The sequence below is a fragment of the Novosphingobium sp. BL-S-33 genome (assembly GCF_056857025.1).
In genome coordinates, this window is sequence record NZ_CM166474.1 from 566,580 (window position 1) to 586,953 (window position 20,374).

16 protein-coding genes are annotated in these 20,374 nt (G+C 64.1%); 3 read left to right on the top strand and 13 right to left on the bottom strand.

The genetic code is table 11. The annotated features are described in order from the left end of the window. Positions 1-60: 60 nt before the first annotated feature. On the top strand, positions 61-504 hold the full coding sequence (locus tag AC1VVM_RS02570; protein ID WP_482955785.1) for a hypothetical protein: 444 nt from the start codon (positions 61-63) through the stop codon (positions 502-504). Between the two features lie 87 nt (positions 505-591). On the opposite strand, the gene AC1VVM_RS02575 is transcribed toward AC1VVM_RS02570, so the two are convergent. The 3 genes from AC1VVM_RS02575 to AC1VVM_RS02585 form a co-directional block, all read right to left on the bottom strand. Then, positions 592-3,402 (bottom strand): hypothetical protein, encoded by a 2,811-nt coding sequence (locus tag AC1VVM_RS02575; protein ID WP_482955786.1) that lies wholly within the window; start codon positions 3,400-3,402, stop codon positions 592-594. A gap of 159 nt (positions 3,403-3,561) precedes the next feature. Further along, entirely contained in the window at positions 3,562-4,134 is a 573-nt protein-coding gene (locus tag AC1VVM_RS02580; protein WP_482955787.1) for a hypothetical protein, read from the bottom strand. A 221-nt stretch (positions 4,135-4,355) separates the two neighbouring features. Next, positions 4,356-4,673, bottom strand: coding sequence for a hypothetical protein (locus AC1VVM_RS02585; RefSeq protein WP_482955788.1), 318 nt, complete (start codon positions 4,671-4,673; stop codon positions 4,356-4,358). A gap of 1,295 nt (positions 4,674-5,968) precedes the next feature. Here AC1VVM_RS02585 and AC1VVM_RS02590 point away from each other — a divergent pair. Both AC1VVM_RS02590 and AC1VVM_RS02595 read left to right on the top strand, forming a co-directional pair. Next, the gene (locus AC1VVM_RS02590; RefSeq protein WP_482955778.1) at positions 5,969-6,523 is read left to right on the top strand and encodes a recombinase family protein; all 555 of its coding nucleotides are present in this window, start codon (positions 5,969-5,971) and stop codon (positions 6,521-6,523) included. A gap of 371 nt (positions 6,524-6,894) precedes the next feature. Next, entirely contained in the window at positions 6,895-7,218 is a 324-nt protein-coding gene (locus tag AC1VVM_RS02595; RefSeq protein WP_482955789.1) for an Arm DNA-binding domain-containing protein, read from the top strand. 398 nt (positions 7,219-7,616) lie between these two features. Here the strand turns inward: AC1VVM_RS02595 and AC1VVM_RS02600 are convergent, their stop codons facing one another. The 10 genes from AC1VVM_RS02600 to AC1VVM_RS02645 form a co-directional block, all read right to left on the bottom strand. Further along, positions 7,617-9,992, bottom strand: a complete 2,376-nt coding sequence (locus AC1VVM_RS02600; RefSeq protein ID WP_482955790.1) for a TonB-dependent receptor — start codon at positions 9,990-9,992, stop codon at positions 7,617-7,619. Further along, positions 9,904-10,932, bottom strand: coding sequence for a FecR family protein (locus AC1VVM_RS02605; RefSeq protein WP_482955791.1), 1,029 nt, complete (start codon positions 10,930-10,932; stop codon positions 9,904-9,906). The genes AC1VVM_RS02600 and AC1VVM_RS02605 overlap by 89 nt, the downstream gene beginning before the upstream one ends. Continuing rightward, complete coding sequence (locus AC1VVM_RS02610; RefSeq protein ID WP_482955792.1) at positions 10,929-11,552, bottom strand: RNA polymerase sigma factor; 624 nt, start codon at positions 11,550-11,552, stop codon at positions 10,929-10,931. Before AC1VVM_RS02610 ends, AC1VVM_RS02605 begins: the two co-directional genes overlap by 4 nt. A gap of 554 nt (positions 11,553-12,106) precedes the next feature. Then, positions 12,107-12,793, bottom strand: coding sequence for a response regulator (locus AC1VVM_RS02615; RefSeq protein WP_132389950.1), 687 nt, complete (start codon positions 12,791-12,793; stop codon positions 12,107-12,109). Next, the gene (locus tag AC1VVM_RS02620) at positions 12,790-15,438 is read right to left on the bottom strand and encodes a DUF4118 domain-containing protein (RefSeq protein ID WP_482955793.1); all 2,649 of its coding nucleotides are present in this window, start codon (positions 15,436-15,438) and stop codon (positions 12,790-12,792) included. Before AC1VVM_RS02620 ends, AC1VVM_RS02615 begins: the two co-directional genes overlap by 4 nt. Continuing rightward, positions 15,435-16,031 carry a potassium-transporting ATPase subunit KdpC gene (kdpC, locus tag AC1VVM_RS02625; RefSeq protein WP_482955794.1) on the bottom strand — a complete coding sequence of 199 codons (597 nt, stop codon included), beginning with the start codon at positions 16,029-16,031 and terminating at the stop codon, positions 15,435-15,437. The genes AC1VVM_RS02620 and kdpC overlap by 4 nt, the downstream gene beginning before the upstream one ends. Before the next feature lie 11 nt (positions 16,032-16,042). Further along, a complete protein-coding gene (gene kdpB, locus AC1VVM_RS02630; protein ID WP_207904734.1) occupies positions 16,043-18,058 on the bottom strand; it encodes a potassium-transporting ATPase subunit KdpB in 2,016 nt (671 codons plus the stop codon). A 29-nt stretch (positions 18,059-18,087) separates the two neighbouring features. Beyond that, a complete protein-coding gene (gene kdpA / locus AC1VVM_RS02635) occupies positions 18,088-19,791 on the bottom strand; it encodes a potassium-transporting ATPase subunit KdpA (RefSeq protein ID WP_482956324.1) in 1,704 nt (567 codons plus the stop codon). A 25-nt stretch (positions 19,792-19,816) separates the two neighbouring features. Then, the gene (gene kdpF / locus AC1VVM_RS02640; RefSeq protein ID WP_132389944.1) at positions 19,817-19,918 is read right to left on the bottom strand and encodes a K(+)-transporting ATPase subunit F; all 102 of its coding nucleotides are present in this window, start codon (positions 19,916-19,918) and stop codon (positions 19,817-19,819) included. A 141-nt stretch (positions 19,919-20,059) separates the two neighbouring features. Further along, a complete protein-coding gene (locus tag AC1VVM_RS02645; RefSeq protein WP_482902674.1) occupies positions 20,060-20,362 on the bottom strand; it encodes a hypothetical protein in 303 nt (100 codons plus the stop codon). Between the last annotated feature and the right edge of the window lie 12 nt (positions 20,363-20,374).

A 20,374-nucleotide genomic window follows, 5' to 3' on the forward strand; every position in this document is an offset into this window, starting at 1 on the left:
CGGAAATCCGACTGCCACTACCCGGCACTCCGCGACCTCACATTCGCCGGAAAGGCCGCAGTGACCGACGATCTCATGCGCGAATTGACATTCGGCCTCGATGTCCAGACCTGGCTCCAAGACTTCGAGAAAGAGCCACACATCCTCATTCCGGCGCCAACCGGGCCGATCGATGACTTTGGTCGCAATCTGATCGGCCACCATGGGCGAGGCGCATTCGATCGCGACAACACGGCTCTGCACGTCAATCGTGGAGGCCTGCCATGGCGAGCATCTTGCTTCCATCCATGCGATGACGGTGCCCAGTCGCTCTGTCGGGACAATGAAAGCGCGGGTCAACACGCCCGGTTCTCCGCCGACGTTTCTCGCGACGGCTGCACTGGGAGTGCCGATGGCGCCGCCAGCCGCCTGAACGTTTGCCAAGTTATGGGATCAGAAAATTCGGAAAATCGCATGTCGTGTGCCTGTGGTATGTTTGCCCAGCTATTTATCTCCTCGGAATGATGCAGTTGCATTGCCAGCTTGATTCCCATCCCCAAGGGTAATGAGAGTGTCGATAGACGGGCTCCAAATTCGATGGAGCCCATCTATTCATGCTCTGCGCGCTTCCCGCCTTTCCTCCGTGTCGAGGCGCAATTCGAAATCGTAACGCATCCCCGCGAATGCCCCACGAGCTTCGAGCGTGGAGTACAGCCTTCGATTGATCAGCAGGATGTGCCGTTCGCGACCAGTCCGGCGAAAGCCGAGGTTTCGCCCGCAACTTTGGTTGATTTCATCCACGTGCGTCGCCTCCACCAGATCGTCGCGGCCCGTCCAGGCATTAATGGCCTGCACCTGCTCATACTGGGCAGGCGACATGAACGTGCAGGTTTGAATAATATTCTTACCCAGCAGCGCGTTCGATCCTCGCGCCGCAGCGTGCGACATCACCTCGACCTTCCACTCGGGATCAAATGTGTCCTTCTTGTTGGAGATTACGCTCCATTCGGCGGGCGCGCACTTCCCCAGGCCTTCCCATTCAGTCTGAGCAACTAAGCCGAGCTTGTCGGCAGTAACATGGCGGTTTCGTCGCACTTCGGCCTTGTCGCGGGTGATGGACGGCGTTTCGAAATCTGCCTCATAGAGCCGAGATATGGCGCGCTTGGCGACCGTAGCAGGCACCAATTCGGTGGTGAGAAAGACGATCCGCTCAGCAATCGGATTCCCCACGTGCGACCACCAATTCCGGTTTCGCACATACCATTCGCGACCATGACTGCGTGCATACACGTCCTTTGTAGGATCATCGCATGCGCGCGTTACATATTCCTCCGTGTCTTTGGTCGTGACGCGCGTCCACTCTCCCGAACCCAGGAGGCGGCGGATTTCGTGCTCATCAGCCTCGATCGCCGTCGGTTTCGGCGCAGCGGCACTATGTTCGGCAATGGTTTCGCGCTGGACAGCGTAGTGAGCGCCGTCCCAAATGGCGGGGTTTCGCGCCTTCAGTGCTTGCAGCCAGTCATAGGCTTCAGCCGGTATCGCATCGACAAAGGTGCCGATTTTGATCTCGTCATGGACTAGCATAGCCAAGTCTGTTCCAGATATCTGCTGTCCGTCGTCGGCGGCATCATCCCAAAACGAGCGCGTCCACAAGCGCCTTGTCCGCCCGCGATCTCGCCAACCATAAGCCACATCATGGACCGTAAAAAGGATGGGTTTGCGGTCACCGATTGCAGCCCACATCGTCGCGTGCCGTTGTTTGAGGGCCTGCAATACCTCCGGCTGTTTACGTTCGACCATCGACCAGCGAGACTGATTTCCAGCCTTGATGGCATCATCATAGCTGATCTCGCCCAGCCCAAGCTCCTTGCAGATTTCGGCGTAGGTCCGGGAAAAGCTCTTCCAAACAACGCCATGCACGCCGGGGTGTGACAGCGAATTGAATGCGTTGCATTTCTCTTCGGCATTAGCGTAATCGCCGAAGGCGTACATTGCGATCCCCGGACGATCGATTTCCTGCATGATCTGATGGTGACACCTCATGATCGAACTGGTCTTCGCAGAGCCCTCGGGCCCGCGCAGCAGTGTCATCCGCTCCAGGCGAATCAGAGAAGGGAGGCCGTCCTCCAGAGCCGTGCGCACCGCGTCGATATCGGCCGCACCATTGATCGCAGAAATCATCTGCGAACCGGGGTGCCGTGCATGGAGGTCATCGGCATTGGCCGCTACCGGCAGGGCCTCAGCCCTTTGCTCTTTTTGAAAGCGGACCAGCCAAAGCCTAATCATTTGGCCGAGAGGATGTTCCAACTTTCGGGCGGTTTCAGTGGCCGGATTTCCATTGATCTGGATCGTGCGGTGAGTTTCCCACATTACGCTCGACGGATTGCGGTCAGCAGCAGAATTGCGAAATTGGGCGACCCAAAGCCGCTGCGCGTCGTCAAATCGCAGCCGGACCAGTTGCGGATAGCCGGTATAGATTTCGCGAAGGCGGTCCTCACAATACTCGATCTCCGCTCGTTCGAGGACGTTTCCGAACGATGTAGAATTAGCAGCCACTTCTTGCGGGCGCGTAACCTCACGGACCCTCGCGAATCTCGTCGGCTGGAAAAAGAGCGCGGATGCTTCGGGATGCGCCCGGCCCCGGAAGCGCTCCCAGAGCACGACCTGAGGGACTTCCATGCCTGCGCGCATACCCAGCAGATTGCATTTTTCCAACACACGGGTTCCGCCGGGCAAACGACGAAAGGCGCTAGGCACTTTCAGACTGGGGTCAGGCTTAATCGGCTGCCCGTCGGAATTGAGCGATGGCATCAGGATTTTCTGCACTTTCTCCGCAAACATCTCCCAGTGGGCCATTAATCCCGCATGGGCCGATCCAACGACGGGATGGAGGCCTTGATAGGTTTGGCATTCGAAAGTGATATGAATGTGCAGGCTCTTGCTCCCGCTCCAGACGACCGTCATCCCGACGAAATCGGCCCATCGCTCCGAGCAGTAGTTGTAGAGCTTGCCGATTTTAGATTGCTGCCAAGCCTTCTTCGGGAGAAGCCATTCAAGCTGCTCCTGGAAAAACGTCAGTTCGTCGCGATCGTACTCGTACGTGAAGACAACGTGCTTGCCGAGGATTGTGCGCCGCTTCGGCGCAAGATTGCGTCCTCTATCCAGTTCCAGCGAATTGGTGAAATACGCGTACGGATACCAAGCGTCTTGAAACTCGCGTCGCAACCGGACGGCATGCACGTGGGTGCGTGATGTCTTAGCCTTTTTCGAGACAGATCGGTAGGAGCCGTCCCAGCACGACGATGGCATGATAACTTCACTGAGCAGCTTCGACGCGCGTAAACTGGTCGCGAAAAGATTATAAAATTTCGTCCCGAGAGGGCGAATGTAATGGTCCCAAATGGGGCTGTGGTCGGCGGACAATGCTATGTACCGGTGTTAGAGGCTGTGGTTCGTGCCCATCATGCAGGCATGGGGCGGCGCTCTCTGGACCGAAGTTGGCCAAAGGCGCCTTGCGGGGGATCGATGCTGGGAGGGTGGATTTAAGCTGGTGGGCGCGGGACACCGCGCCCTTGAAGACAGCTATGCGGCCGCGCATTCCTTGTGGCGAACTACGCGGATCGTTTTTGCCAGAATTGCTGCCGCCCTTTCGCTCAGGAAAAGATCGCGGCCGCTCCAGCCATGCGAACGCGGCATTTTCGAAACGACGGATTCAACCTGCCGAAGATCATCAAGCCCGACCGTGGCGCGGAAGGCGTAGCGCTGAGCAAGGCGAGCGCGCGCAATTTCAGCGGCCCTTTGCTCGGCATTCACTTCAGCCATGACCTGCTGGTGATGATCCTCGCGCAGGCCGGTGCGGGCGTCAGTACAATCAAGGATATGTGTGGGGGCGTAGCGAACGCGCCGCCCTGCGCTCGGCAAGGCCTTGTCACGGAGGGCCTTATCGTTGGGAGGCTTGCGGAACGCCACGGCAGCAATTGTTTCACCCCATGCCATCACAACACCAGCATTGCGTTTTGACATTCGCATGGCGCCTCGAACGATATCAGGTGACGGATCAATGATATAGCATGCCCACTGTTCGCCGGGCTCGACTTCACGCGGAGCAAATTTTTTGATTGCGCGATTCCAAGTGCTCTGCTGGTAGATCATCATGTTCGACCCAACCTGCTCGGCAACGCAACCATATCGAGTTGCTGCCTGAAAAATGGCCTCTTTGCCATTGTCGCGAGTGCGGCAGTAGCTGCTGATCCAGTTTTTCGGAGCGTCGTGGAGACGCCAACAGGAGCGCCCCTCGACGTAAGAATTCCCAGGGCGCTCATGACGGGCGCGGGCGAGAGCAACGGCTGCGGTTTCCCCGTATACAAAGGTCCCCATTACGCTTCCTCCGGCTCGCCGAAACAGCGGACATAGTCATCGGAATCGCCGTGAAGTTCGACAAGCTGCCGTGCCTCTTCTTCGTCCAGGGCAACAATGGTGTCGGTATCTCGACCGCACTGACCGCCGCTATCCAAAATAACGGCAAAGCGGCTCAGTGCCCCGCCGCATCCGCACAGAAAATAGCGGCCATTCTTGGTGCGATAGAGCCTGCTATCTTCATGTTTGAAGTCGCTGTAGGGCAGGTCATTTCCCGCTTCGCAGATAAATTCTGCGGTTTCGGTATGGTAGGTAAGGCCGTTGATGATCTTCTTCATTGTGGCAATATGATCCTTGTTCCACGAGGCAGGCGCCGCGCAGAAAATTGGTAAAGCTTCGCCATCGCTCGAAACCGAGCATGACTATGATATGATGAGGACGCACGTCTCCCGAGGCCTGAAGTGCAGGCGAGTGGTCAGAGATTGTGCGGTGAGGTTGGGGTTAGTCGGTATCGACTGACATGACGCATTCTCCACCCCGACGGGTGAGCGTCAGGCAATCCTTGTTAAAGCTGTTCTGCTGGCGATCATCTACGCTGGCAGTCGCCGTCAATCGGCGGCGCAATCAGACCATAGGCGGGAGATAGTTTGGGCGTCAATACAACATTGGCAAAAACATGCCCCAAGATGCCCTGTATACCACTTTCGATTAACGAGACAAGCGAAAAATCATTTTTTACGGAACCAAAAACCGCAGATTTCCGCCAATCTGCGATAAAAGCGCAGAAAAACCAAAAAAAATTCATCAATTTCCCAGAGGGGCGGCAAAAATCGTGTCAATAGGGAATTTCGGCGTGAGTGACCTTCTCGCGCGCGCCTCGGGAGAGATCGAAAAATGAATTTTAACCGCCTCATCAATCCCTACTCTCGCTGGTGATTGAGATTCTTCTCGCCCATTTTCCATCGGACCTTCCCTGTGATCGTGCCGGGATGATGTCGGTGGACATGATGTGCGCGCTCGGAGCCCGGCCTTCGCCCGGCCTGCCGATCACTATCCCGGCCGTCGATCTGCCGGACTAGCGTCCGACCGATCTCGACCGGGGCCTTTGAGGAACGGGATACGCACCGTTCTCTGACGTGGGAGGGAGGAGGCGAGAAGGATCATGGTCCCGTCGAAGACGGGGGTGATAAGCGGGGAGACATATATCTATATGAGGAATCCCGCTTATGACCCCCTTCGGGGGTAGGCCCTTCTCCCCATCACGTCGAAGTCAGGTGCGTCTCCAAGGTGCGAGGTGCGTGTTCGGCTGAGCGAAGCGGGAGCCGACGCGCGCCTCGACCGCAACCGTCGTGAGCGCCTTGGCGCGATCGACGGTTGCGCGAACGATATCAGACCGAAGAATCGCACAGCCAAGCACGCGCCATTTCGAAGGCTGTCTACGGGATATACCTCCACGCGACCCAAGTCAGGGCGGCGGAATCCCGCATTCCCGCCGCAGATGAACTTGCTCCAATAGGGTAACCGCACACGAGACGATCGGCGAGACAACATCGCCGTCTCGTATGGGTCTATATTGATATTTCGAGACAGTTCCGGTACATGGCCTAAGAACCATACGAGACACGGAGACTTGATGACGAAGACGTTGGGTTATGCGAGGATCAGTTCCGACAGCCAAGACATCGAAAGCCAGAAGGCTCGATTGCACGAACTCGGCGCAACTGTCGTCTTCTGTGATATCGGCAGCGGTTCAACCCTGACCGGTCGTGCTCAACTCGATATGGCGATCAACCTGCTCGAACCAGGCTACACGCTCGCAGCCCTCCACCCTGACAGACTTGCCCGCGATACCGCCGATCTTCTTTCCATTGCCAAGCGCGTGATCGAGAAGAAGGCTATTCTCAGAGTTCACGATCCTGCCATCACGTTCGACGGTAGCGACATCATGGGCGAGGTACTGCTGACCTTGTTTGGCATGATCGGGATGATGGAGAAGCACTTCATCCGGGCTAGGCAAGCGCGTGGCATCGCTGCCGCCAAGGCCAAGGGCGACGTTTACAAGGGACGCCCGCCCACGATCGACCCCATGACGATCAAAGAGCTTCGAGACCAGGGAATGGGCGCCACCGCGATTGCTCGAAAACTCGGAATCGGCAGGGCCAGCGTCTACCGCGTTCTCGCAACGTGACCCATATCAACCTAAACCCGCAGATCACCGCCATGCGGCCACGAATTCGGCTCCCGTAAGCGGACTCGAACTCCCATCACTGAAATCTCACGAGAAATCGCCATGGATGAGCACGACGAACCCGAGGACCAGGGCACGCATCACGTAAGCGGCACCACCTTTCCCTCTCAGATCGTCCCAAACGCTCGAAAAAATGGCTGAATTCTGCCATTATTGAGCCTCACCGGTCTAAGAGTGTGTCAGGCAGTTCCAGGCCATCTTGAGCAAAATGGGGCCACGAAATGGCACCAAAACCTCCATGAGAGGACTCACAAGGATGGCCCACCTGGGCGGCTCCCTTACGCGCTTCGACCTCTCGAAGAGAATCGCGCGTGGCACTTACCGAAACCCAAATTCGCCAGCTTGAGCCTGACACCAAACCCTACCAGTGCAGTGACGGTCGAGGTCTCTTCCTGGAGATCCACCCCAATGGGTCGAAGCTGTGGCGATTCAAATATAGTTTTCTTGGCAAACAGAAGCGCCTCGCGCTCGGCCGCTATCCCGATGTTGGCTTGGAAGGCGCCCGCAGGCTCGATGAAGCGCGACAGGTCCTCGCCGGCGGCGAAGACCCGCTAGCGGCGCGAAACGCAGCGGCTGAGGCGCGCTGGCGCCCCAAAGTCAGGCAGGCCCGGCTGATCGCGATAATATCACGCTGATCGCGATAATATCACGCTGATCGCGATGACATCACGCGGGGCAGCCGGTTCACTTCCCCAGGATGAGATAATTCGCCTTATTATTCGAAGAGATAGATTCGCGGGCGGGCAACGAACAGCGCTTTTGTCTCCAGTTTGGAGGCAAGCCCGCCAATGTCGCGTAGTGCACAGATGGCCGAAAAGGCAGCATTTCCGCCGCGCGAGGCGCATTGCGGAACCGATCCGCCCGGACCGCGCACGGCCGTGTTTTCATCGGCAGGGAAAGACTTTGCCGGTGAAGCCCGAGCCGCCCGCTTCCCACACCCCGCAACCGCGCGGTAATCTGCGGTTTGGCAGGCAATCCGGCAAAACACTCCGATTCGGACCGAACTCTCCCGTCGAGCCCGAGCCCGAGCCCGTCACATCGTCAATGACGCGGAGAGGAAGATCGTGGTCGGCCCTTGCGGCGTATATTGCGCCATCGTGCGATAGCGCAGGGCATTGCCGAAGGCGAAGACGTTGCCCTTGTCGCCCAGCAGGTTCTGCGCGGTGAGCGCCACCTGCCATGGCCCGTGCGCCACATGAAGCTCGAAATTGCTCTCGATATAGTCGCCCATGTCGCGGTCGAGCGCGGGGTCGAAGCTCATGCGCGCGGGGCCCACATAGCGCCCGCCCAGCTGCGCCCAGACGGCGAGCGCGCCCACCGTGAAGTCATGCCGCAGCGCCAGCCGCGCGGTATATTCGGGCACCACCGGCAGGCGGCTGTCCTCCAGCCGATAGCCCAGCGCATTGCGGGTGAGGCGCGCATCGGTGTAGTTCGCCCCCGCCTGCGCCCGCCATCCGCGCAGGATCGGCAGGTCCAGACTGCCCTCCACGCCCAGGATGCGGGCATCGCCGGCGGTGGTGGTGGTGATGAGGCCATTGTCCTCCAGCACGTCGGACTGGACATCGTCCCAGTGCGAATACCACCCGCCCAGATCCAGTTGCCCGCCGCCCGCCAGTGTCTCTCGCCAGCCCGCCTCGACCGAGGACAGCTCGTCGCCCTTGAGCGTCTGGACCGTGCCGTCCTGCCCGATCATCGTCCCGCCCTGCCGGAATGCCGACCCGTAGCGCACATAGATCAGCCGCCCGTCATGGGGCTGCCACGCCAGCGCGAGGCTGGGCGTCACGCCCGACTTGTCCTGCTCCTCGGCGACTTTCCCGCTGTCGAGCTGGCGCGTGTCCCGGATCGAGGAGACGAACAGCCGCGCCCCGCCATCGAGCGAAAGATGCTTCAGAAGCGGCACGGTCACATCGAAATAGGCGGCGGTATCGTGGCTGTCGCGATGATCCGCATCCACCACCAGCGACTCCCCGGCCATGCCTTGCAGCGTGGTATCGAGCGATTGCCGGGCATCGAGGTGCGAAAGCCCCGCCAGCCAGCCGATCCCGCCGAAATGCCCGCGCAGGCGCAGTTCGCTGTCCCAGGTGCGATAGTCCCGCTTGTCGATCAGCAGCTTGGGATCGGCGATGCCGAAATCGTCGGCGCCGATCGTCGCGTCCAGCGTATCGCCCACGTCGTGCCAGGTCATGGCGGTGGCGAGCATCACATCGATATCGCCCAGTTTGCCGGTCAGGCGCCCGGCCAGATGGGTAAGGTCGTTATCGTGCGGCTCGGGAAGCTGGGCGGGGCGGGAATAGCTGTGCTCATCATAGACATAGCGGCTATCGCGTGAGGCGATCCACTGGCCCAGCCCGGTCACGTCGATCCGCCAGCCCGAAACCGGCTCGATCCCCAGCAGCCCGCGCAGGCCGGTGACTTGCGTGGTATTGCCGTTCGTGCGCGTGCCGGTATCGACCCAGCCCGGCTCCTGCGCCATGTAGCCCACCAGCCGCAACCCGGCGGTTCCCGGCAGGAGCGGCACATTCGCCACGGCCGAGCCCGAATAGCCGTTCTCGCCATGCGCGGCCATGCTGCCGCCGCCGGTCAGCGTCAGGCTGCTCTCGTCCAGATCGGCCTGGTGCGAGACCATGTGGTAGATCCCGCCCAGCGCGCCGGTGCCGTAAAGCGAGCCCTGCGGCCCCTTGAGCACTTCCACCCGCTGGATATCGACCAGCCGCAAGTCCGGATCGGGTGCGGCATAGGTCAGGCGCGCTTCATCCAGCACCACCGCGACGGTCGACTGGCTCTCGCCGCCGAATGCGCTGTCCGCCACGCCGCGCAGGAACATCCGGTTGCGCCCGGGCCCGAGCGCGGTAAGCGCCAGCCCGTCCACCTGCCCCGCCACTGCCGCGCTGGAGCGGCGCGGATCGTCGTGCCCGATGCCGAAGGCCGAAACCACCGAGACCGCCGCCGGCAGCACCGAGAGTTCGAGCGGTTGCTTGGTAGCGGTAACGATGATCGGCGGGCCGAATGCAGTCTCGGGCGGCGCCACGTGCTCCACCGGAGGCGGCGCGGAAGCAACCGGGGCTTGCGGTGCAGGCACATGCTCGATCCGCCACGCCGTCTCGCCCACTTGCCGCGCCCGATAGCCGCTGCCCGCAAGCAGCCGCGCCAGCGCATCGCCAACGGTCAGGACGCCGTGCAGCGGCCGGGTGAGGATCGCAGGCAGCGGACCATCGGTACCGATCGAGACATGCGCCTCACGCGAGAGTTCGGCAATGGCATCGGGCAGCCGGGTCGCGGTAACGTCTATATGTGCGCCCGCAGCCTCGCGGGCACAGGCCTCAGGGCTGCTCCAGACGCCAAGCGCCAGCGTGGCCACTGAGGCGCAGGCCCATGAGCTGGACCAGATCGCGCAACGCCGCATCGCCATTGTCGACAATCAGGGTCCCCGAAAACCGTCGGTCCCGCAAAGCGGGGGGTACGTCTACCGTAATCCCCGCATAGCGATGCAGATCGCTCGCGACCAGTGCCAGCCGAGCATTGTCGTACGTGAGCCGTCCATCTTTCCACGACCCGACATCCTGCGTATTGACTGCGGCAACCGTGGCCGTGCCCGCCCGGCTGTCGAACGCCAGACCCTTGCCCGCCGGCACTTGCACTGGCCCTGCCATCGCCTGCGCGCTGACTTGCACCTGGCCTTCCACCACTGCGACGCGCACGGCATCGTCCTGCGCCTGCACATCGAAGCGCGTGCCGATATCGTTGATCGAGACATCGCCCGCGGTGATCTTCAATTGCCGATCGGGATCGTGGCGAATGTCGAACCACGCGCCGCCGGTCAGCCCGATGTGGTCCTGCCCGCGCCCGTCCACCGTGAGCTTGCTGCGCGGCGCCAGCAGAATGGTCGAGCCATCGGCCAGCGCGATCCGCTCCGGCGCGCCTTCGGTGGCATAGACTTCGGAGGCGGTATCCATGAACTGCGGCACCGCAATCGCCGCCGCGAGCGAGGCAGCCACCGCCATGCCCGCCCATTGCCAGACGCGCCGGTGCAGCAGCGGACGCACGGGCGCCCGGCCGCCACCGGTCGCGAGGGCTTCAGCCTCATCCTCCGCATCGTTTGCGGCGTGATCGCTATCGCCCTGTTCAGCCAGTGCCGCGCGGATTTCAGGGCGATGCTCGGTCAGCAGGGCATCGGTCAGCGCCACTTCGTCGAACGCGCGGCGGTGGCGGGGATCGTGCTCCAGCCAGAGCGTGAAGGCGTCCCAGTCCATGGCGTCATCCTCGCTGGCAAGGTGCCAGCGCGCGGCCTCGGAAAGGATATCGTCCGGCAAGGCCCGTTCGGACAGGATAGGATCGATGTCGCGGTTCATTGTCCCTGTTCCCTTTGCGCCGATTCACTCCGCACTTCTGCCCCGTACAAGGAAGACGTCGCACCGCCGAAACATCCACAGTCCGCCAGTGCCTGACGCAAACGTTTCATCGCCAGCGCCAGATGTTTTTCCACGCCGCTCCGGCTGATTCCCATGACTCGCGCGATCTCGCTCTGGCCCAGTCCTTCGAACCGGTAGAGCCGCAGCGCCTTGCTCGCGCCTTCCGGCAGAGCGGCAATGGCGCCGCTCAGGATCTCCGCCTCCTGCCGCCGGGCTATCGCCTCGTCGGCCGGTTCGCCGGGATCGGCGCGGTCTTCGGGCGCGGTGGCGGTGCCGCCGCTCTCGATGTCCAGCCAGACCCGTTCGCGGCGCATCGCCCGCTGCTGCCCCCGCACCCGGTCGAGCACGAGGTTGTTGGCCATGCGGAACAGATAAGCGCGCGGGGATGCGACCGGCCCGGTCGCCTGCGCGCCCACTTTGATCCACAAGTCCTGCAACAGGTCCTGCGCCTCATCGACGGACCCGCAGCGGGCCGCCAGAAATTGCAGGAGCGCGCGGCGATTTTCCTCCAGTACGAGCGCGAGCCCGGAGGCACGCGGCGGCTGCGGCGAGGGCGTCATTTCTATCTCCGCCTGAACCATGCTCAGTACCAGCCCCGGACCGGCAGGCCTCTGGCCCAGCACATCGCCGCCACTTCATGCACTTCGACGCACTCCCTTGCAAATCCTGTCGGAGAAACGCGGCCCAGACGCCGGGGGGACGCCGGGACTACCCCCTGCGAGCGTCGTGGATCAGGACTAGACGTCGCCGCGAGGAGGCATCCGCAGGTGCGGGGTGAAATAAATTTGGATTTCCCTTCCTCCCCTCAAGGGGAGGGGGGCCGCGCCGCTCATCCTGAGCTTGTCGAAGGGAGGGTGGTGGAGGGGTGTCCAGCTCTCGGCAGCGTGCCACGCCGAGAGCTGGACACCCCTCCGTCAGTGCTTCGCACTGCCACCTCCCCTTGCAGGGGAGGAACTGAAACTGCACCCATCACTCGTCGCCCCCGCGAAGGCGGGGGCCCCGCTTCCTTCTTTCTTGGGCGCAAGAGAACCGGGATCCCCGCCTGCGCGGGGATGATGGGGGTTTGGGGGCTGAATTTTGAGCCGTTGGTCAGGAGGCGGAGCAGCCTTGGCCGTCAGTCCTGACTCACCAGGCGATAGCCGATGCCCGGTTCATTGCGCAGCAGCGCCGGGTGGGCGGGATCGTCCTCCACCTTGCGGCGGATACCGCGCGCGGCGACGCGCAAGTATTCCACGTCGCTCTCGTGCCCCGGTCCCCAGACCGCGCGCAGCAATTGCGCGTGGGTGATCACCCGCCCCGGGTTGCGCGCCAGTTCGGCAAGGAAGCCATATTCCTTCGGCGTCAGGTGCACTTCCTGCCCGCCCTTGCGCACCAGCCGCGCGGCAAGGTCGATCTCGACATCGCCGCGCCGCACCGGGCGCTCGGCGGCTTCCGCCGGCAGGCGGTGGCGCAGCGCGGTGCGGATGCGGGCGAGCACTTCCTCGCTGTCGAACGGCTTGGCCACGTAATCGTCGGCACCCAGATCGAGCGCGGCCACTTTCTGGTCGGTCGCCTCGCGCGCGGAGACGACGATGATCGCCGCCTGCGTGCGCATCAGCGGGATCAGTTCCAGCCCGTCACGGTCGGGCAAGCCAAGGTCGAGCAGCACGACTTCCGGCTTGTCGATATCGAGGGCGTTCAGCGCCTCGCGCGCGGTGCCGGCTTCCACCACGGCATAGCCGGCGCGGGCGAGCCCGGCGTGGAACAGGCGGCGGATGGCGGGCTCGTCGTCAACGACGAGGATGGTGATGCTTTGAGTCATGAATCGGGCCATTCCCTGAGGTGGGACGTGTCGAAATGGATCGCGAAGCGGGCGCCATGCCCGTCCTCGCGGTTGGCGGCGGTCACGGTGAGGCCCATGGCCGTGGCGAAACCCTTGACGATGGCAAGGCCAAGGCCGGTGCCGCCCTTGCGGTCAGACCCCTCGATCCGCGTGAACGTCTCGAAAATGCGCTCTTCCTCGCCCGCCGGGATACCCGGGCCGCGATCGCTGACGGCAAGGACAAGCCCCGTCTCCCGGCGCACGGCGCTCACCACGATCGGCGCGTCGGGATCGCCGTACTTGGCGGCATTCTCGATCAGGTTGGTCAGGCAGTGGTGGAACAAGTGCGGGTCCACCAGGACCATCGGCACATCGGCATCGATCGCCGTTTCCACCGCATGGCCCGCGAGCAGCGCGCGCAATTCGTGGAGTGCCTCGCCCACCGCCTCGTCAAGGTCGACCGGCTCGATCTTGCCGTGGAGCGCGCCCGCTTCGATCCGCGCCATGTCCAGCAGGTTGGTGACGAAGCGGTGCAGCCGCTCCGCCTCGCCCCGCGCGGCGGCGATGGGGGCGGCCTGCCGCGGCTCGCTCGCCTCGATCTCGGCCAGCGTGCCCATGATCGTGGTCAGCGGCGTGCGCAGATCGTGGCTGACCGAGGACAACAGCGCATGGCGCAGCCGATCCCGCTCGCGCGCCTGCGACAGTTCCACCATCTGTCCTTCCAGTGCCATGCGCTCCAGCGCCAGCCCCGCCTGATCGAGCAGGCTGAGCAGCAGCGGCAACTGGTCCGGCCGCACCGGCGCGCGGGCATCGCTGCGCGCCAGCCCGAACACGCCCATGACCGTGCCGCGCGCGGCCAGCGGATGGAACAGCCATTCCGACGCGGTCAGCGTGTCCGACCCGCGCCCGGCCGGGGCATTGTTCTCGAAAGCCCAGTTCGCGGCGGCAAGGTCCAGCGTTTCGAGGCGCGGCTCCTTCGGCCAACTCCAGCGCCGCGACAGGCCCTCGTCCCCCGGCATCAGCAGCACCGTATTGCCGTCGAGCAGTCCGCCGACTTCCCCGCAGACCACCTGCGCCAGCTCGTCGATCGTGCTGATCCCGGTGAGCTGGCGTGCGAAACCGGCCAGCGCGCTGTTCTGCGTAGCGCTCGCCTGCGCCAGCAGCGCCTGTTCGCGCACCCGCGCGGCCATCTGGCTGCTGACGATGGCAACCGCCAGCAGCACCAGCACCGTGATGATGTTGCGCGGATCCTCGATGGTCAGCGTATGCGTGGGCGGCAGAAAGAAGAAATTGTACCCGAGCGAGGAGGCCAGCCCCGCCGCGATGCCCGTCCGCAAGCCATAGCGTGTCGCCGCGAACATGACCGGCAGCAGGTAGAGCAGGCCAAGATCGGTGATATTGCCGCTGGACAGGATGCCGGTGCCGATCATCGTGACCGCCGCCGTCAGCGCAAGCGCGACGAGATAGCCCGACAGCGAGCCCCATTGCCCCGCCGGTCGGCGCTCGCCCCAGTCGGCAATCGGCGTCGTCGGCAGGACCTGGATCGCAAGGCCCGGCATCTCGCGCACCAGCCGGTCCACCACCGAGCCGTGCCGCAGTTCGAACCAGCGCGAGCGCAGCGATTTGCCGACGATCAATTGCGTGGCGCGGGCCTGCACGGTGAAGCTCTTGAGCCCGTCGAACACGGTTTCGGCAGGCAGCGTCGCCACTTGTCCGCCCAGTTGCGTGGCCAGATGGAGCGCATCGGCCAGCCGGGTATTCTCGCCGTCGCTGAACGTGGCCGCGCGCGGCGTTTCGATGTGGACCGCCGTCCACGAGGCGCGCAGGGCATCGGCCAGGCGCTTGGCCGCGCGCACCAGTTCGAGCGATCCCGCCTGCTCGCTCACCGCGACGACAAGCCGGTCGCTCGCCGCCCAGTTGCCCTCCATCGCATGGGCCCGGACATATTCGAGCATCTGCGCGTCGACCGCCTGCGCCGCGAAGCGCAATGCCAGTTCGCGCAAGGCCGAAAGGTTGGACTTGGAAAAGAAGTTGCCGAGCGCGCGGGTCGCCTCGTCCGGCACATAGACCTTGCCCTGCCGCAGCCGCTCGATCAGCTCGTCTGGCGGGATATCGACGACCTCGATCTCGGCGTCTTCCAGCACTTTGTCCGGCAGCGTCTCGCGCACGCGGACCTTGGTGAAGGAGGCAACGACGTCGTTCAGGCTTTCGATATGCTGGATATTGAGCGTGGAGCAGACGTCGATCCCGGCATCGAGCAGTTCCTCGACATCCTGCCAGCGCTTGTCGTGGCGGCTGCCTGGGGCATTGGTGTGCGCCAGTTCGTCCACCAGCACCAGCGCGGGGCGGCGTTCGAGGATGGCGTCGATGTCCATCTCGTCCAGCACATGGCCCTGATAGGTCACATGGTGGCGCGGCACCGTTTCCAGCCCGCGCAGCTTCGCCGCCGTCTCCTCGCGCCCGTGGGTCTCGGCAACGCCCACCACCACGTCCACGCCGGCATCGCGGCGCGCGGCGCCCTCGCCCAGCATTTCATAAGTCTTGCCTACGCCCGGAGCCGCCCCAAGGAAAACCTTGAGGCGGCCGCGACGCTCCCGCGCGGCGGCGCGGAGCAGGGCTTCGGGATCGGGACGCGGCTCGTTCACGGATGCGCTTGTGCGCCGCCGCCCGCCATGCTGTCGAGAGCCAGATTGAGTGCGAGCACGTTGACGCGCGGCTCGCCCAGGAAGCCCAGCAAGGGCCGCTCGGTATTATCGATCACCAGCGTCTTGACCCGCGCGACATCCAGTCCGCGTGCCTTGGCGACGCGCTCTGCCTGGAAAAGAGCCGCCTCGGGGCTGAGATGAGGGTCAAGCCCCGAGGCGGAAGTGGTCACCAGGTCGACAGGAACAGGGGAACCTGGGGATTTCCGGAGAGCGGCGACGTCGGTCTTCACGCGGTCGGCAAGGGCGCGGCTGGTCGGGCCGAAGTTGGAGCCTGATGACGCCATGGCGTCGTAGCCCTTGCCCGCCGCCGAGGGGCGGCCGTGGAAGTAGCGGTCCTGCGTGAACATCTGGCCGATCAGGGCCGAGCCGATCACGTGGCCATCCCGCTCGATCAGGCTGCCGTTGGCCTGCCGGGGGAACACGATCTGGGCGATCCCGGTCAGCGCGAGCGGATAGGCCAGCCCCAGCAGCAGCGCGAACAGCAGGGTAAGCATAAGCGCGGGGCGCGCGGCGGTGGAAAGATCCTTGAGCATGGAACAGGTCCTCAGACGAGGTGGAGCCCGGCGACCGCAAGGTCGATGAGCTTGATGCCGGCGAAAGGCGCGATCAGGCCGCCAAGGCCGTAGACCGCAAGGTTGCGGGCCAGCAGCGGGCCTGCCGCCATCGGCCGGTAGGTCACACCCTTGAGCGCGAGCGGCACGAGCGCGGGAATGATCAGCGCGTTGAACACGATGGCCGAAAGGATCGCGCTCTGCGGCGAGGCCAGCCGCATCACGTTGAGCACGCCAAGGCCGGGATAGAGCACCACGAACATGGCCGGGATGATCGCGAAGTACTTGGCGACATCGTTGGCGACCGAGAACGTGGTCAGCGCGCCGCGCGTCATCAGCAATTGCTTGCCGAGGCCGACGATCTCGATGAGCTTGGTGGGGTCGCTGTCGAGGTCGACCATGTTGCCCGCCTCGCGCGCGGCCTGCGTGCCGGTGTTCATGGCCACGCCCACGTCTGCCTGCGCCAGTGCCGGGGCATCGTTGGTGCCATCTCCGCACATGGCGACGAGCTTGCCGCCCTGCTGCTCCTTGCGGATCAGCGCCAGCTTGTCCTCGGGCGTGGCTTCGGCAAGGAAGTCGTCCACGCCCGCCTCGGCGGCGATGGCGGCGGCAGTGAGCGGGTTGTCGCCGGTAATCATCACCGTGCGGATGCCCATGCGGCGCAGTTCGGCGAAGCGTTCGCGCACTCCGGCCTTGATCACGTCCTTGAGCGCGATCACGCCGAGCAGGCGGCCGTCGCGCGCCACTGCCAGCGGGGTCTGGCCGGAGCGGGCGATCTCTTCCGAAATGCGGCGCAGTTCGGCGGCCTGCGGGCTGTTCACCGCCTCCGGATTGGCGCGCAGGATCGCATCGACGGCGCCCTTCTGGACCAGCCCGGTCTCGCTTTTCAGGCCGGAAATACGAGTCTGGGCCGTGAACGGGATCACTTCGGCACCCACCGGCAAGGCGCCAAGGGCCAAGCCGTGATGCTCGCGCGCCAGGACCACGATCGAGCGACCTTCGGGCGTTTCGTCCGCAAGGCTGGCCAGCAGCGCGGCTTCGGCAAGCAGGCGCGCGTCCGTGCCGGAGACCGGGCGGAATTCGGCGGCCTGACGGTCGCCCACGGTGATCGTGCCGGTCTTGTCGAGCAGCAGCACGTCGATATCGCCCGCCGCCTCGACCGCGCGGCCCGACTTGGCGAGCACGTTGAAGCGCACGAGGCGGTCCATCCCGGCGATACCGATAGCCGAAAGTAGCGCGGCGATGGTCGTCGGGATCAGGGTGATGAGCAGCGCCGCCAGCACGGCCACCGGGATCGCGCCGCCCGCATAGTGGGCAAAGGCGGGAATGGTGGAAACGGCGATCAGGAAGATGATCGTCAGGCCCACCAGCAGGATGGTCAGGGCGATCTCGTTGGGTGTCTTCTGCCGTTCGGCGCCTTCGACAAGGGCGATCATGCGGTCAAGGAAGCCCTGCCCGGGCTCCTGCGTGACGCGAACGCGGATCTGGTCGGAGATGACGCGGGTGCCGGCGGTCACCGCCGAACGGTCGCCGCCCGCCTCGCGGATCACCGGCGCGCTCTCGCCGGTGATGGCGGCTTCGTTGACCGAGGCGACGCCTTCGATCACTTCGCCGTCGGCCGGGATGAGGTCTCCGGTCATGACCACCACCACGCTGCCCTTCTTGAGCTGCGAGGCGGGGATCACGCGCCCGTCGGGCAGGCGCGCGGTCAGGTCGGACTTGGCGGCGCGCAGCGAGGCGGCCTGCGCCCGGCCGCGCCCTTCGGCCAGCGCCTCTGCAAAGGTGCCGAACAGCACGGTCAGCCAGAGCCAACCGATCAGCTGGATCTGGAAGCCCACCGGCATCGGCTCACCGCCGACAGCCAGCAACACGGTGAGCAGGAGCGCGACCACGGCGGTCGTGAAGAGCACGGGGTTCTTCACCAGTTCGCGCGGGTTCAGCTTGCGGAAGGCATCGCCGATCGCGGGAACGACCAGTCTGGCCGAGAACATCGAGGTGGGAGTCGTCATGGAAGTGTGTGACGTCATGACTGGCGCTTTCAAAACAGCTGGCCCGAGATCATCGCGAGATGATCGGCGATGGGCCCGAGGGCGAGGCTCGGCAGGAACGTGAGACCGCCGACGATCAGGATCACGGCGATCAGCAAGCCGATCCACAGCGGTCCGGTGGTGGGGAACGAGCCTGCGGTCTCCGGCGTGTGCTTCTTGGCGGCAAGGTTACCGGCCACGGCCAGAACCGGCACGATGATGAAGAAGCGGCCGACCCACATCGCGACCGAGAGCAGCCCGTTGTAGAACGGCGTCCCGGCGCTCAGGCCCGCGAAGGCGGAGCCGTTGTTGCCGGTGCCCGAGGCGAAGGCATAGAGGATCTCGGTAAAGCCGTGCGGGCCCTTGTTGAGCGGCCCGGCAAGGCCGTCTGGCAGGACCGCCGAAAGCGCGGTGAGGCCAAGGATGGAGAGCGGCAGCACGGCAATGGCCAGAACCGCCAGCTTGACCTCGCGCGCCTCGATCTTCTTGCCGAGGTACTCAGGCGTGCGGCCGACCATCAGGCCCGCTACGAAGACCGCGAGCAGCGCGAACAGCAGGAAGCCGTAGATCCCCGCGCCGACACCGCCGACGACCACTTCGCCAAGCTGCATGTTGATCAGCGGCACCATGCCGCCCAGCGCGGTGAAGCTGTCATGCATGGCATTGACCGCACCGCACGAAGCCGCCGTCGTCACCACCGAGAACAGGGCGCTGGCGGCAATGCCGAAGCGGACTTCCTTGCCCTCCATGTTGCCGCCGATGGCGCCGAGGTGGTGGAGCACCGGATTGCCCGCCGCTTCCTGCCAATAGGTCACGCCCGCGCCGATCAGGAACAGCGTCAGCATCGCGGTCAGGATCGCCCAGCCCTGCCGGGTATTGCCCACGGCCTTGCCGAAGCACCACGTCAGCCCCGCGCCGATGGCGAAGATCGAAAGCATTTGCGCAAGGTTGGTCAGCGCCGTCGGGTTCTCGAACGGATGGGCGGAGTTGGCGTTGAAGAAGCCGCCGCCATTGGTGCCGAGCATCTTGATCGCCTCCTGCGAGGCGACGGGGCCGAGCGCGATGGACTGGCGCAGCCCTTCCAGAGAGGTGGTGTCGACCAGGCTCGACAGCGTCTGCGGCACGCCGCTGGCGATGAGGAACAGCGCGTAGACCACGCAGATCGGCAGCAGCAGGTAGAGCGTGACGCGCGTGCAGTCCGCCCAGAAATTGCCCACCGTCTTCGCCTCGCGCCGCGCGAAACCGCGAAACAGCGCGAAAGCCACGGCAATGCCGGTGGCGGCGGAGAGGAAGTTATGGATGGTGAGCCCCAGCATCTGACTGAGGTTCGAAACCGCGGCCTCGCCCGCATACCACTGCCAGTTGGTGTTGGTGGTGAAGCTCACCGCCGTGTTCATCGCCCCGTCCGCGCCCATCGCGGCAAGCCCGCGCGGGTTCAGCGGCAGCACGTCCTGAAGCCGCAGCACCGCGTAAGTGAACAGCAGCAGGACAAGATTGAACACCAGCATGTGCAGCGCGTAGCGGCGCCAACCCTGCTCCGCCTCGGGATCGATCCCGGAAAGGCGGTAGAAACCGTTCTCGACGGGGCCGAGCACGCGGTGGAGCGGCGTGCGCCGCGCTTCGTACAGTGCGAAAAGCCACAGCCCTACGGGCTTGGCCAAGGCCGCGACAAGCGCGGTGAAAAAGAGGATCAGGGTCCAGCCCTGGAAGGTCATTCCCGTGGTCATGGCATGCCCTTCGTCAGAAACGTTCGGGCCGCAGCAGCGCGGCAACGAGATAGATCAGCAGGCCAAGCGCGGTGAGCCCGGCGAGTACCAGCGGAAGAGTGTGCGTGTCGGTCATGGCAGTGCCCCCCTCAGGCCTTTTCGCAAAGCCGCGCGAAGGCGAGCGTCAGGAGGAAGAGGCCGGCGAGTACCGCGAGCCAGGCAAAGTCGGTCATTTTCTTGGGTCCGTTGCCAGAGTCAGAAATTGCGTGAAATCGCGTCAGAAGTGGCCGGGCAGCTCGATCGTGCGAAACAGCCGCGGCCCCCACAGGCTCAGCGTCAGGCCAAGGCTGAGCAGCACGATGAAGACGGCGCAGAGCGCAAGGTCGGTCACGGTCGGCGCGTGGAGGACCGGGGTGATCGCCATCCGGCGCTCGGCCAGGATCACGCGCTCGGCCACAAACAGGCTCAGCAGCCCGGCGGCGCGCATCGCGATTTCGGCAGGCCACCAGCGCACGCCGGCATGCAGCGCGGCCAGCCTTTCGGCCGAAACGTATCGGGCGGGTGAAGGAAATCGGGACATGGCACGAGGGCT